Annotated in this window: 11 protein-coding genes; 9 read left to right on the top strand and 2 right to left on the bottom strand. The window is 71.9% G+C overall.

Translation table 11 applies throughout. From position 1 onward, the window contains the following. Positions 1-104: 104 nt before the first annotated feature. Together I8D64_RS14500 and I8D64_RS14495 are read left to right on the top strand one after the other, a co-directional pair. On the top strand, positions 105-1,001 hold the full coding sequence (locus I8D64_RS14500) for an ATP-grasp domain-containing protein (RefSeq protein WP_200503511.1): 897 nt from the start codon (positions 105-107) through the stop codon (positions 999-1,001). A 59-nt stretch (positions 1,002-1,060) separates the two neighbouring features. After that, on the top strand, positions 1,061-1,927 hold the full coding sequence (locus I8D64_RS14495) for an endonuclease/exonuclease/phosphatase family protein (RefSeq protein ID WP_200503510.1): 867 nt from the start codon (positions 1,061-1,063) through the stop codon (positions 1,925-1,927). Between the two features lie 323 nt (positions 1,928-2,250). Here I8D64_RS14495 and xylA read toward each other — a convergent pair whose 3' ends face one another. Beyond that, positions 2,251-3,444: a xylose isomerase gene (gene xylA, locus I8D64_RS14490; protein WP_200503509.1), complete on the bottom strand. Its 1,194-nt coding sequence runs from the start codon at positions 3,442-3,444 to the stop codon at positions 2,251-2,253. A 230-nt stretch (positions 3,445-3,674) separates the two neighbouring features. On the opposite strand from xylA, the gene I8D64_RS14485 reads away from it, so the two are divergent. Then, positions 3,675-4,871: an ROK family protein gene (locus I8D64_RS14485; protein ID WP_200503508.1), complete on the top strand. Its 1,197-nt coding sequence runs from the start codon at positions 3,675-3,677 to the stop codon at positions 4,869-4,871. Between the two features lie 51 nt (positions 4,872-4,922). Here the strand turns inward: I8D64_RS14485 and I8D64_RS14480 are convergent, their stop codons facing one another. Further along, positions 4,923-6,059, bottom strand: coding sequence for a LacI family DNA-binding transcriptional regulator (locus I8D64_RS14480; protein WP_200503507.1), 1,137 nt, complete (start codon positions 6,057-6,059; stop codon positions 4,923-4,925). Between the two features lie 484 nt (positions 6,060-6,543). Between I8D64_RS14480 and I8D64_RS14475 the strand changes: the two genes are divergently transcribed. From I8D64_RS14475 to I8D64_RS14450, 6 genes are all read left to right on the top strand, one after another. Beyond that, positions 6,544-7,872: an extracellular solute-binding protein gene (locus I8D64_RS14475; protein WP_200503506.1), complete on the top strand. Its 1,329-nt coding sequence runs from the start codon at positions 6,544-6,546 to the stop codon at positions 7,870-7,872. A gap of 2 nt (positions 7,873-7,874) precedes the next feature. Further along, positions 7,875-8,936: a carbohydrate ABC transporter permease gene (locus I8D64_RS14470; RefSeq protein WP_200503505.1), complete on the top strand. Its 1,062-nt coding sequence runs from the start codon at positions 7,875-7,877 to the stop codon at positions 8,934-8,936. A 3-nt stretch (positions 8,937-8,939) separates the two neighbouring features. Further along, positions 8,940-9,752 carry a carbohydrate ABC transporter permease gene (locus I8D64_RS14465; RefSeq protein ID WP_200503504.1) on the top strand — a complete coding sequence of 271 codons (813 nt, stop codon included), beginning with the start codon at positions 8,940-8,942 and terminating at the stop codon, positions 9,750-9,752. A gap of 442 nt (positions 9,753-10,194) precedes the next feature. After that, complete coding sequence (locus tag I8D64_RS14460; RefSeq protein ID WP_343068592.1) at positions 10,195-11,460, top strand: Gfo/Idh/MocA family protein; 1,266 nt, start codon at positions 10,195-10,197, stop codon at positions 11,458-11,460. After that, the gene (locus I8D64_RS14455) at positions 11,457-12,218 is read left to right on the top strand and encodes a ThuA domain-containing protein (protein WP_200503503.1); all 762 of its coding nucleotides are present in this window, start codon (positions 11,457-11,459) and stop codon (positions 12,216-12,218) included. The genes I8D64_RS14460 and I8D64_RS14455 overlap by 4 nt, the downstream gene beginning before the upstream one ends. Beyond that, positions 12,215-13,309: a Gfo/Idh/MocA family protein gene (locus tag I8D64_RS14450; RefSeq protein WP_200503502.1), complete on the top strand. Its 1,095-nt coding sequence runs from the start codon at positions 12,215-12,217 to the stop codon at positions 13,307-13,309. The genes I8D64_RS14455 and I8D64_RS14450 overlap by 4 nt, the downstream gene beginning before the upstream one ends. Positions 13,310-13,315: the final 6 nt, after the last annotated feature.

Raw genomic sequence — 13,315 nt, 5'->3', positions numbered from 1 at the left:
CGTTGACCGACGGGGCGAGGTGTGGCGGTCCGGCGCGCCCCGACCCGCCCCGCGCCGTCGCGGACGGGCCCGCACGGTCCCGGCGCCGCCCCTACGCTGGTCACGTGGCTTCCATCGGCATCATCGGCACCAGCCCGAGCTTCTACAGCGATCTCGACTACGACAACGATTCCGCGCCCCTGGTGGCGGCGCTCGAGGCGCGCGGGCATCGCTCCGCACGCCTCGACTGGCACGAGGACCTGGACTGGGGAGCATGGGACCTGCTCGTGCTGCGCAGCCCGTGGGACTACGCGACCCAGCCCCGCGCGTTCGACGCCTGGCTGGAGCGCGCGGGCACGGCCTCGCGCGTGCTGAACGACCCCGCCCTGGTGCGCTGGAACATGGACAAGCGCTACCTTGCCGACCTCGAGCGGGAGGGCGTCGCCGTCGTCCCCACCGACTATCTCGAGGACGGGGCGGAGCTCGCCACGGCGCTCGTGGCGCGCGGCACCGAGCATGTCGTCCTCAAGCCGGCCGTCGGCGCCGGATCCCGCCTGACCGGCCTGTTCAGCGCCGGGGATCCCTCCGCGCAGGCGCTGGGCCTGGAGATCCTCGCCGAGGAGGGCACTGTCATGCTGCAGCCCGAGGTGCCCGAGCTCTCGGCTGGCGCGGAAAAGGCGCTCTACCTCATCGACGGCCGCTTCACCCACGCGATCGCCAAGGGCGCCCTGCTCGCCCGCGGCGGCGGCCTCATCGGCGGCGTCTACGAGGAGAACCCCGTGGTCGTCGAGACCACGGAGGAGGAGCGCGCCTTCGCCGAGCGGGTGCTCTCCGCGGTGGTCCGGGCGACGGACCAGCAGATGCCGCTGTACGCGCGGATCGATACCGTGGACTCCGCGCACCACGGGCTCGTGCTGCTCGAGGCCGAGCTGTTCGAGCCGACCTTCAACCTGCACCGCGCACCCGAGGTCGTCGAGGTGTTGGCCGAGGCGATCCTCGCGCGACTCCCCCAGGGGGACTGAGCCGCCGCCGGGTCGGCGCGGAACCCAGGCCTTCTATGCCACCAGGAAGGATCCCGCAGATGACTCCCCATCGGGACACCCCCGCCGAGCGACACGAAGACCCCGCCGCGCAGCACGACGCCTCCCGCCCCGTGCACGTCATGAGCTTCAACGCGCTCTTCCAGACGGACTCCACCACGCCCGACGAGCCCGCCCACTGGGCGCACCGCGCCCCCGCGATCCGCGACCTCATGACCGCGGTGACGCCGGACCTGCTGGGCCTGCAGGAGATGCAGACGCACACCTTCGGTCCGATCGAGGAAGGGCTCGGTCCGGCGTACCGGGCCGTCGGCACGATGGGTGTCAAGGGCGGCAGCCAGGGCCTCATCAACCCGATCCTCTTCAGCACCGAGCGCTTCGAGCTGGTGGCCTGGGACCAGTTCTGGCTCTCGGACACTCCGCGCGTGATCGGCTCGACGACCTGGGGGAACACGGGTCCGCGCGGTGCCACCTGGGCGCGTCTGCGCGATCGCGAGAGCGGGCGCGAGCTCGTGCACCTCAACACGCACCTGGACCACGTCATCACGCAGGCGAAGGCCAAGGGCGCGCAGCTGATCGCCGACCGTCTGCGCCAGTTCGCGCTGTGGGGTCTGCCGACGATCACCACGGGTGACTTCAACTCCGTCGCCGGCGACTCCCCCGCCTACGAGATCCTCGTCGAGCGGGGCGGGCTGCAGGACTCGTGGGTCGCGGCCGAGCAGCGCCTGAGCCCGCAGCTGTCGACCTTCCCGTTCTTCGGCGAGGTCGAGGAGTCCGACTTCCGCATCGACTGGATCCTGCTCAGCGAGGGCGTGCGCGTGATCGACGCGACGATCGACGCCCGCCGGCCCGGCGGGGTGTCCCCGAGCGACCACCTGCCGGTGCAGGCGCACGTCGTGCTGCCGTAGCAGGTGCCGGGGGGACCGCACCGCCTCGGGTTCGCCCTTCGATGTCGCTGGGTGAGGTCTCGACCCCATCTACGCGTCGAGACCTCACCCAGCGACATCGGCCGCCCGGGTCAGCCGAGCTCGCCCGGCCGCCCTAGGCCGGTGACACCCCACGAACCCCGTGCCGCCCCCCTCCACCCGGCCCCCCCCCGGGGGGGGGGGGGGCGCCCCCCCCCCCCGCCCCCCCCCCCCCCCCCCCCCCCCCCCCCGCGGCCGCCCGGGTCAGCCGAGCTCGCCCGGCCGCAGAAGTCCGGTGACACCCCATGAACCGCGAGCCGCCCCACTCACCCCGCGAAGCCCAGCAGGTGCCGCATGGCCAGCTGCTGGAGGCGCACGAAGCCGAAGTTCCGCGCCCCCGCGGCGTCGACGTCGAAGTCCTCGAAGGCGCTGCGGTCGGCGAGGAGGTCCGCGAGGGACTCTCCCGCGCCCAGGGTGGGCCTGCCGAGGTCCTCGATGCCCGAGTAGGCCAGGGCCTCCTGGACCTCCGGATCGGCGCGGAAGGCGAGCGCGCGCTCCTTGAGCATCAGATACATCTCCATGTTCGCGGCCGCCGCGTCGTACTGGCCCTTCTCGTGCTCGGTGCGCGAGGGCTTGTAATCGAAGTGGCGGGCGCCGTCGAAGGCTCCGGGCTTGGAGGGGAACCCGTTCTCGAGGAGGTCCACGGTGAAGAACGCGCTGATCAGGTCGCCGTGGCCGAACACGAGGTCCTGGTCGTACATCGGGCCGTGCTGGCCGTTGAGGTCGATGTGGAAGAGCTTGCCCGCCCACAGCGCCTGGGCGAGGCCGTGGGTGTAGTTCAGCGTCGCCATCTGCTCGTGGCCGGTCTCGGGGTTGATGCCGATGATGTCGCGGTGCTCGAGCTGCTCGATGAAGGCGAGGGCGTGGCCCACGGTGGGCAGGAAGATGTTGCCGCGCGGCTCGTTGGGCTTGGGCTCGAGGGCGACGCGCAGGTCGTACCCCTTGTCCTTGATGTACCCGGCGACGGTGTCGATGCCCTCGGCGTAGCGCTGATGCGCGGCGAGCAGGTCCTTCGAGCCGTCGTACTCGGCGCCCTCGCGACCGCCCCACATGACGAAGGTCTTCGCGCCCAGCTCCGCGGCGAGATCGACGTTGGTGAGGACCTTGCGCAGGCCATACCGGCGCACCGAGCGGTCGTTGCTGGTGAAGGCGCCGTCCTTGAAGACCGGGTGGGCGAAGGTGTCGGTCGTGATCATCTCGATCACCAGGCCCGTCTCCTCCGTGACCTTCTTCAGCTGCGCGATGATCCGCGAGCGCTCCTCGGCACTCGCGCCGAAGGGCACCACGTCGTTGTCGTGGAAGGTGAAGCCCCAGGCGCCGATCTCGGCGAGGCGGCGGATGTGCGCGGTGAGCTCGAGCGGCGGACGCGTCGGGTCGCCGAACTGGTCCTTCGCGGTCCAGCCGGTGGTCCACAGGCCGAAGGAGAAGCGGTCCTCGCGGGTGGGGGTGGGAGCGGTCATCGTTGATCTCCTCTGTTTAGTAAGATGCAACAACTAATCTACGGGCCGTTGCCCACGGGCACAAGTGGGCGGACGGGACGAGGTCCTGCCCGTCCAGCGGATACGCTCAGCGGGCCGACGACGATCCACGGCAGCCACCCAGCGACGAGCGACGCAGAGCACCGCGGAGACGAGCGACGCTGAGCAGCGCGGCACAGCACAGCGCGGCGCGCGACGAGAGGAGCATCCCCGTGCAGTCCACCCATCTGCGGGAGCACAACCTCTCCCTCTGCCTGCGCACCCTCTCCTCAGCGCCCGAGCCGCTCTCGCGCGCCGGTCTCGCCGCCCGCACGGGGCTCACCAAGCCCACGGTCTCCAAGCTCGTCGAGGAGCTCATCGGCGCGGGGCTCGTGGCCGAGGACGCCCCTCTGATCCACGGCACCGGACGGCCGATGGTCCCGCTGCGCCCCGCGAGCGGCACCCTGCTCGCGATCGGCCTCGAGGTCACCGCCGTCGGCGTCTCCTGCCTGGCCACCGACCTCACCGGAGAGGTGCTCGCCGCGGCCGACGAGACGCTGGATGCCGTGGCCGCCCCTCCCTCCCGGGTCATCGAAGCCTGCGGGAGGCTCGTCTCCGCGGTGCGCGGGACGGCGAGCGCCGATGCCCCGGCCCCGCTGCCCGTGGTCGGGGTGTGCGCGGCCCTGCCTGGTCGGATCGATCCGGCCGACGGGTCCGTGCTCTCCGCGCCCGGGCTCGGCTGGAGTGACGTCCCGTTCGTGGCCCGGCTGCGGGAGCGCCCCGAGCTCGCCGGCCTCACCGTGCTCGCGCAGAACGACAACCGGCTCTCCGTGCTCACCGAGCTCGATCAGCGGCCCGGCCAGTCCTTCGTCTACCTGCGCGGACACACCGGCGTGGGCGGGGCGGTCGTGCTGGGCGGGCGCGTGCTGGAGGGCGAGCACGGGTGGGCCGGCGAGTTCGGGCACATGGTCGTCGAGCCGGGCGGGGCGCTCTGCCGCTGCGGGCGACGCGGCTGCCTCGAGGCGTACGTGTCCGCGCATGCTCTGCGCGAGCGGGCCGGGCTCGGTCCGGAGTCCTCGCTGGAGGAGCTGGTCGACGCGCTCGCCCACGCGAGCGGGACCGGCCGGACCGACGGCCGGAGCGAGGTGATCGGCACGATCGGCCGCGCCATCGGCACCGCCGTCGCCAACGCGCTGAACGTCCTGGACCTCTCGACCGTGGTCCTCTCCGGCCATCTCGCGCCGATCGGCGAGGAGATCGGGCCCGTGATCAGCGAGACCGTCGCCGAGCACGCGCTCGCGACCGAGGCCGGTCCCATCACGATCGAGCGCTCGGACGCCCCGGCCGATCTCGCTCTGCGCGGTGCCGCACGGTGGGCGCTCGAACCCGTCTTCGCCGCTCCCGGCCAGTGGATCGCCCGCGCGGCCTGATCCGACGCCCCGGCTGATCCGACATCCCTGCTGATCCGACACCCCTGCTGGTCAGCCGGCGCGCGTCGGCGCCGGCCCCGTCGACTCCCGCTCCACGAGGCGCGTCTCGAGCTGGAAGGGATGGGCGAACAGCTCGGGATCCCCGGCGAGCGCGAGCAGGCGCTCGACGGCGACCTGTCCCATGGCGAACAGAGGCTGGCGGATCGTGGTGAGCCGCGGCCAGGTCCAGCGGCACACGATGGTGTCGTCGAACCCGAGCACGCTGAGGTCGCCGGGCACGTCGAGACCGCGTCGGCGCGCCTCGCGCAGCACGCCGACGCCGAGGCCGTCGGAGGCGGCGAAGATCGCCGTGGGCGGGTCCTCGAGGTCCAGCAGCTGCGCGGCGCCGATCTCTCCGTCCTCGTCATCGAAGCGGCCGTGCCGCACGAGCGCGGGGTCGAAGGCGATGCCCTGCTGCTCGAGCCCGCTGCGGTATCCCTGCAGGCGCTGCCTGCCGGGGATCGACTCCTCCGGGCCGGCCAGGGTGGCGATCCGGCGGTGCCCGAGTGCGGCGAGGTGCCGGACGGCCGAGACCGCTCCCTCCCAGTTCGTCGCCGCGATCGTCACCAGGTCAGGCACCGGTGCGCCGACGGCCGCGTCCGGCACCGAGATGGGGTCGATGACGATCAGCGGAAGGTCGAGCTCGCGACTCCAGCGCGCATGCTCGGGGCCGACGGGAGTGGTGACGGCGATGATCCCCGCGGTCCCCCGGCGCGCGGCGTCCTCCATCCGCTCTCGGGTCAGCGGCTCGTGCGTGCCGATGTCGCCCCCGCCGGTCTCGACGAGGAGCTGCGCCCCGGCGCGCCGGGCGGCGTGCTCGGCTCCGGCGAGGATGTCGATGACGTAGGGGCTGTCCAGGCGCGGGAAGCGGATGAGCGCGACCGGGCCGGGACCGGCCGCGCGGATCCGCGGCGTGTAGCCCAGCTCGTGGGCGATGCGCGCCACGCGGTCACGGGTCTCCGTGCTCACGTCGGCGCGCGCGTTCATGACCTTCGAGGCCGTGGCGAGCGAGACCTCGGCGCCGCGCGCGACCTCCGCGAGCGTCACCTTCCGCTGGGCGCCCGTCCTGCCGCGGCCCGCTGGGTCCTCGCGGACGACGCGGCCCCGCTGCTCGCCGTCGTCGGGTTCCGTCCCGTGCACACCGCGCATCCCGCGATCCCCTCCTCAGCCCTGTCGACGGAGCGCCGCGTGGCGATGTTTTCGAAATCTTTCAACCCCGCAGCGATGGGCACACCGTACCCGCTTCGAGCCCGCGTCCACGCACCGCACTCCACGATCGGCGGCGTCGCCGCGGCGATCGTCCGGGGGACGCCCCAACGCCCCCAGCCCGCTCCGGAGCGCCCGCCCCGCAGCACACCGCAGCGGACCGCCAACAGCCCTCGCCGCGCACAGCACAGGGCGATGCCGCCCCCTGGCGACGTGCGCCGCTCACCCCGCACCCAGCAGGATGGCATAGCCATCACCTGCGTCTTCATCCGCCAGGGGTATCGGTCAGGACACCCGGATTCCACCCTTGACCGATGCGCCAGGTCTTTGTAAATTAGCCTCACTTATCGCGCGACGGTGGCCATCGGTCCCGCGGCGCCCCGCTTCCCACCGCACTTCTCGTCACCGTCGACAGCAGGAGCAGGTCATGCACACACCCCTCATCTCGCGCCGCACCGCGCTCGGCGCCGCCGCCGGCGCCTCCGCCCTCGCCCTCGCCGCCTGCGGCACCTCGGGCCCCGGGGGATCCGGCTCCTCGGGCGGCGGTGACTCCGCAACTTTCTGGCAGCTTTCGGGACAGCCGAACGAAGGCATCTACAAGGACTCGGTCGACGTCTTCAACAAGCTCGACAAGGGCACCATCGACCTCACGTTCTTCCAGAACGACGCCTACAAGCAGAAGATCCGCACCGCCATCGGCGCGGGCGAGGCGCCCACGATCATCTACGGCTGGGGCGGCGGTGGCCTGCGCACCTACGCCGAGGAGAAGCAAGTCGACGACCTCACCTCGTGGCTCGAGGAGAACGCCGACTTCAAGGACCGCTTCATCGACTCCGTGTGGGGCGCCGCGACCGTCGACGACAAGATCTATGCGCTCCCGATCGGCGCGACCCAGCCGATCATCATGTTCCACAACAAGACCGTCCTCGAGAAGATCGGCGCGAAGGCCCCCACCACCTGGGACGACCTCCTGGACGTCATCGAGAAGGCGCACTCCGGCGGCGTCGCCCCGATCTCCCTCGCCGGGCAGTCGCGGTGGACCTCGATGATGTGGCTCGAGTACCTGCTGGACCGCATCGGCGGGCCGAAGGTGTTCGAGAGGATCGCCGCCGGGGAGAAGGACGCCTGGCTCGACGACGCGGTCGTCGCGATGGGCGACAAGGTCAAGGAGCTGCTCAAGGTCAAGGCCTTCGCCGACGGCTTCGAGTCCATGGCCGCCGACTCCAACACGGACCAGGCCCTGCTGTGGTCCGACAAGGCCGCCCTCATGCTGCACGGCGGCTGGACCTTCGGCGGCATGAAGGCCAGCGGCGGCGACTTCGTCTCCGGCGGGCACCTGGGCTACGGCCCCTTCCCCACCATCGAGGGCGGCAAGGGCGAGCTCGGCGACCTCGTGGGCAACCCCTGCAACTACGTGTCGCTCTCCTCCGCCGCCTCCGACGCCGAGAAGACCGTCGCCCAGGACTTCTTCCTCGAGGGCATGATGACCGACGACGTGGCCGCGGCCTTCGTGGACTCCGGGTCCGCCCCCGTCGTCACCGGTCAGGAGGACGCGCTGAAGGCGAGCGATGACGCCGACTACCTCCAGTGGGTCTACCAGTCCCTCCAGGACGCCCCTGCCTTCACCCAGTCCTGGGACCAGGCGCTGCAGCCCACCGACGCCGAGACGCTGCTGGTGAACACCGAGCAGTTGTTCCTGGGCAAGCTCGAGCCCGAGCAGTTCGCCGAGAACATGAACAGCGGCAAGGGGGCCTGAGCATGACCAGCCCGTCGGCCCGCCTCGACCGCGGCGAGCATCTCGACCGCGTGGAGAGCGGCGAGCGCCTCGAGCGTGCCGAGAGCGTCCACAGCGGCGAGCGCGCCGATGCCGACGAGCGCGTCCGGGACGCGGCGGAGCCCCGCCCCGCGCGGGGCGCCGAGCGCTCGTCCCGCGGCGCACCCGGGCGCGAGCGCCTGCAGCTCTCCCACGTGCTGTTCGCCCTGCCCGCACTGGGGTTCTTCGCGATCTTCGCGCTGCTGCCGCTGGTGGGCGTGCTCGTGCTGTCCTTCACCTCGTGGAACGGCATCGGCGCCATCACGTTCACCGGGCTCACCAGCTGGGGCGAGGTGCTCACCCGCTCCACGACCTGGCACGGCCTCGCGCTGGTGGTGCTCATGATCATGGCGACCTGGGTGCTGCAGACGCCGCTGAGCATCCTGCTGGGCACGTTCCTCGCCGGCCGCCAGCGCTACCGCAACGTGCTCGCGGTGCTCTACTTCCTGCCGCTGCTGCTGTCCTCAGCGGCCATCGCGATCACCTTCAAGTCCCTGCTGGACCCGAACTTCGGGCTCGCGAGCGGGCTCAACATGCCCTTCCTCAAGCAGAACTGGCTGGGCGATGCGACCCTCGTGTGGATCGTGCTGCTGGTGATCATCGCCTGGCAGTTCATCCCCTTCCACACGCTCATCTACCAGGGCGCGGTGCGGCAGATCCCGCAGACGATGTACGAGGCGGCGCAGATCGACGGCGCCGGCCGCGTGCGCCAGTTCTTCTCGATCACCCTGCCGCAGCTCAAGTACACGCTGATCACGAGCTCGACCCTGATGGTGGTCGGCGCCCTGACCTACTTCGACATCATCTTCGTGCTCACCCAGGGCGGGCCCGGATCGTCCACGCGGATCCTCCCGCTGGACATGTACCTCACCGGATTCCGCGGCAACGAGATGGGGGTCGCGAGCGCGCTGGCCGTGATCCTCGTGGTCCTGGGCCTGGGCCTCGCGCTCGGCGTGCAGCGCCTGGGCGGCAAGGACGCCTCGGCCAGCCAGACGGAAGGAGCCTGAGCCATGCGCAGGAACTGGATCGGAGGGGCCTTCGGCTGGCTCTGGCTGCTGCTCGTGCTGCTGCCCATCTACTTCGTGGGGATCACGAGCCTGAAGTCGATCTCGACGTACTTCGGCTCGAACCCCGTGCTGCCCTCGGCCGCGCTCGCGTTCGAGAACTTCACCGCCGTGCTCGAGGCCGACTTCGGGATGTACCTGGCCAACAGCGTGCTCGTCGCACTCGGCACGGTGATCCCGCTCGTGCTCATGGCCTTCATGGCCTCGTACTCGATCGTCCGCGCCACCGGCCGCTTCTCCCGCCCCCTGCGCAGCGTGTTCCTGCTGGGCCTCGCGATCCCCGTGCAGGCGACCATCGTGCCCATCTACCTGCTGATCATCCGCCTGCACATGTACGACTCGCTGGGCGCGCTGATGCTCCCAGGAATCGCGTTCGGCCTGCCGCTGAGCATCCTGATCATCTCCAACTCGATGCGCGACGTCCCCGGGGAGCTGTTCGAGGCGATGGACATCGACGGCTGCAGCGAGTGGCAGAAGATGTGGCGCCTCGCCTTCCCGATGACCCGCCCCGCGCTGGTCACCGTGGGCGTGTACCAGGCGCTGATGTCGTGGAACGGGTTCCTGTTCCCGCTGATCCTCACCCAGAGCCCCGACAAGCGCACGCTGCCGCTCGCGCTGTGGTCCTTCCAGGGCGAGTACGCGACCAACGTGCCCGTGGTGATGGCCGCCGTGGTCCTCTCCTCGATCCCGATCATCGTCCTGTACGCCCTGGGCCGCCGGTACCTCGTGGGAGGCATGACCGCCGGGGCCGGCAAGTGAGCCGTCCCCGGCCGGAAGGCGCCGCGCGGGAGCCGATCGGCGCGGTCAACCACCGCCCGGGCGCCGGACGGTCCGGTCACGAAGGGGTCACGGCCGGTGACCGAGCGGTAGCTTCGACCCCGCTCCCCGCGAGGCTGTGGGTCCGCGACGGAATCCCTCCGTCCCCGCGAAAGGACACACCATGGACCTCGTCACCGGCCTTCTCGAGTCGATCCTCGGCGTCGTCGGCGGCCTCCTCGGCGGCATCCTCTGACCCCACCCGACCCCGTCGGACGGGGAGGGTTGCAGCGGCGGCCCTCCCCGTCCTTCTGCGCGTTGACCTGCGCGGCCATGCCGGTTGTCCACCGGCGGCGGCCCGGATAGGTTCGAGGGGCCCGCCAGCGGTCGACGTCCTGCCCGTCCCCGACCCGTCCCGCCGCCATCGTCCGCTCACCGAGGAGCCGTGACCCCCGCTGTGACCACCCCGTCCTCCCGCCCGCTGCGCGTCGGCCTCATCGGCCACGGCTTCATGGGCGCCGCCCACTCCCACGCCTGGCGCACCGCGCACCGGTTCTTCGACCTGCCGCTCACCCCGGAGCTGCGCACCCTCGCCGGCCGCCGCCCCGAAACCCTCGCCGAGTCCGCGGAGCGCTTCGGCTTCGCCGCCACCACGACCCGCTGGCAGGATCTCGTCGAGGACCCCGAGATCGACCTCGTGGACATCTGCACCCCCGGCGACACCCACCGGGAGATCGCGCTCGCCGCGCTCGCAGCCGGCAAGCACGTGCTGTGCGAGAAGCCGCTCGCGAACTCCGTGGCGGAGGCCGAGGAGATGGCGGACGCCGCCCGCGCCGCCTCCGTCCGCGGAGTCCGCTCGCTGTGCGGGTTCTCCTACCGCCGCACCCCTGCCCTGGCGTATGCCCGACAGCTCGTCGCCGAGGGCTTCGTGGGCGAGATCCGGCAGGTCCGCGCCCAGTACCTGCAGGACTGGCTGGCCGACGCCGACGCCCCCATGACCTGGCGGCTGGAGAAGGAGAAGGCCGGCTCCGGCGCCCTCGGGGACATCGGCGCCCACGTCGTCGACCTCGTCCAATGGGTCGCCGGCACGGAGATCGAGGCAGTCTCCGGGACGCTCGCCACCGTGGTCCCCACCCGCCCCGCGGCGGGCGCGATGCAGGGCCTGGGCGGGAAGGGCGACGCCGCCGGCGAGCGTCGGCGGGTCACCGTCGACGACACCGCCCTGTTCTCCGTGCGCCTCGCGAGCGGCGTGCTCGGCTCCTTCGAGGCCACCCGCATGGCGCAGGGGCGCAAGAACGCGATGCGCATCGAGCTCCACGGCTCGCGAGGCGCGATCGCCTTCGACTTCGAGCGCATGAACGAGCTGGAGATCTACGACGCCACCGCTCCGGCGGGACGCCAGGGCTTCACCCGCGTGCTCACCACCGAGCCCGAGCACCCCTACGCCGCCGCCTGGTGGCCCACCGGGCACGGTCTGGGCTACGAGCACACCTTCACCCACGAGGTCGCCGACCTGGTGCGCGCGATCGGCGGGGGTGCCGACCCCTCACCATCCTTCGACGAGGCCCTGCGCGTGCAGCGCGTGCTGGCCGCCGTCGAGGCCAGCCACGCCGACGGCTCCCGCTGGACCGCCGTCGGCCCCACCCCGTCCGCCGCATCCACCCCGTCCACTGCGCCCGCCGCGTCCACCACCGAGGAGACCGCCCGATGACCACCACCCGAACCGCCCTCGTCGTCCGCGGCGGCTGGGACGGGCACCAGCCCGTCGAGGCGACCGACCTGTTCATCCCCCACCTGCGCGAGCACGGCTTCGAGGTGCGCATCGAGGAGAGTCCCGCGATCTACGCGGACGCCGAGTACATGGCCGGGGTCGACCTCATCGTGCAGTGCATGACCATGTCCACGATCGAGCGCCCCCAGTTCGAGGGGCTCCGGGCCGCGGTCGAGGCCGGGACGGGCCTCGCGGGATGGCACGGCGGCATCGCCGACAGTTACCGCAGCGAATCGGACTACCTCACCCTCATCGGCGGCCAGTTCGGCTGCCACCCGGGCAAGCATCCCGACGAGCGCCGCGGCGAGCAGGACGACAACTACGTCCCCTACACCGTGAACATGCTCCCGGCGGCCGCCGAGCACCCCATCACCCGCGGCGTGGACGACTTCGACCTGGTCACCGAGCAGTACTGGGTGCTCTCCGACGACTACATCGACGTGCTCGCGACCACCACCCAGAAGGTGCGGGAGTGGGACCCGTGGAACCGCCCGATCACCTCGCCCGCGATCTGGACCCGCCAGTGGGGGAAGGGCCGGATCTTCGTCGCGACCCCCGGCCACCACGTCGACGTGCTCGAGGATCCCAGTGTGCGCACGATCGTCGAGCGCGGACTTCTGTGGGCCGCGCGCGGATCCGAGGACCCGTACGCCGCCCCGTCCGCTGGCCGTGCGCACCGCACGGAGGAGGCCCGATGAGCGCCGCGCCCCGCCCCCTGCGGATCGGCATGATCGGCTGCGGGAACATCTCCGCGCAGTACCTCGCCTCCTTCCCCTCCCTGCCGGACGTGGAGCTCGTCGCGGTCGCGGACCTGGACGCGTCCCGGGCCGAGGCCGTCGCCTCCGCGCACGAGGGCGTGCGCGCACTCTCGGTCGACGAGCTCATCGCCGACCCGGACGTGGACACGGTCCTGAACCTCACGATCCCCGCGTCCCACGCCGAGGTGGACCAGCGGGCGATCGCCGCAGGGAAGAACGTGTACGCCGAGAAGCCCTTCGCCGTCGAGACGGCCGACGGCGCCGCCGTGCTCGAGGCGGCCCGCGCGGCCGGCGTGCTCGTCGGCTCCGCACCCGACACCGTGCTGGGCACGGGCACGCAGACGGCGCGCGCGGCGATCGACGAGGGCCTCATCGGCGCCCCGATCGCGGCGACCGCCACCATGCTCACCCCCGGCCACGAGCGCTGGCACCCCGATCCGGACTTCTACTACGTGCCCGGCGGCGGGCCGCTGCTGGACATGGGTCCGTACTACGTCCACGCGCTGGTCACGCTGCTGGGCCCGGTCGACGCGGTGATCGGCGCGGCCTCCCGCACCCGCGCCGAGCGCACCATCGGCTCCGGCCCGCGCGCGGGAGAGGTCATCCCGGTCTCCACGGACACGCACGTCAGCGGGATCCTCGTGCACTCCTCGGGAGTCCTGTCCACGCTCGTGATGAGCTTCGACGCGGTCGCCACCTCGATCCACCCGATCGAGATCCACGGCAGCGCGGGAAGCCTCGCGGTGCCCGACCCCAACCGCTTCGACGGCGACGTCGAGCTGCACCGCCTGGGCGGCGAGGGATGGGAGACCCTGCCCGTGAGCGCCGGCTACGTGGGCGCGTCCCGCGGGATCGGTCTGCAGGACATGGCGCTGCGCGGCGCGGACCTGCGGGCGAGCGGCGTCCTCGGCCAGCACGCCCTGGAGGTCATGAACGCCGTGCTCGCCTCCTCGCGCAGCGGCTCCCGCGTCGAGGTCGCGAGCAGCTGCGAGCGCCCGCAGGCCGTCCCGCTCACCGACGTGAGGGGCTGAGGGGCC

The sequence above is a fragment of the Brachybacterium halotolerans genome (genome assembly GCF_016623465.1).
Taxonomy (GTDB): domain Bacteria; phylum Actinomycetota; class Actinomycetes; order Actinomycetales; family Dermabacteraceae; genus Brachybacterium; species Brachybacterium halotolerans.
Note: the sequence above shows the minus strand (reverse complement) of the source record. Positions and strands in the feature narration are given on the sequence as shown.

Coding starts and splice junctions, on each gene's coding strand:
- xylA (WP_200503509.1), bottom strand. CDS start 3,444: ATGACCGCTCCCACCCCCACCCGCGAGGACCGCTTCTCCTTCGGCCTG.
- I8D64_RS14450 (WP_200503502.1), top strand. CDS start 12,215: ATGAGCGCCGCGCCCCGCCCCCTGCGGATCGGCATGATCGGCTGCGGG.
- I8D64_RS14455 (WP_200503503.1), top strand. CDS start 11,457: ATGACCACCACCCGAACCGCCCTCGTCGTCCGCGGCGGCTGGGACGGG.
- I8D64_RS14495 (WP_200503510.1), top strand. CDS start 1,061: ATGACTCCCCATCGGGACACCCCCGCCGAGCGACACGAAGACCCCGCC.
- I8D64_RS14465 (WP_200503504.1), top strand. CDS start 8,940: ATGCGCAGGAACTGGATCGGAGGGGCCTTCGGCTGGCTCTGGCTGCTG.
- I8D64_RS14480 (WP_200503507.1), bottom strand. CDS start 6,059: ATGCGCGGTGTGCACGGGACGGAACCCGACGACGGCGAGCAGCGGGGC.
- I8D64_RS14470 (WP_200503505.1), top strand. CDS start 7,875: ATGACCAGCCCGTCGGCCCGCCTCGACCGCGGCGAGCATCTCGACCGC.
- I8D64_RS14475 (WP_200503506.1), top strand. CDS start 6,544: ATGCACACACCCCTCATCTCGCGCCGCACCGCGCTCGGCGCCGCCGCC.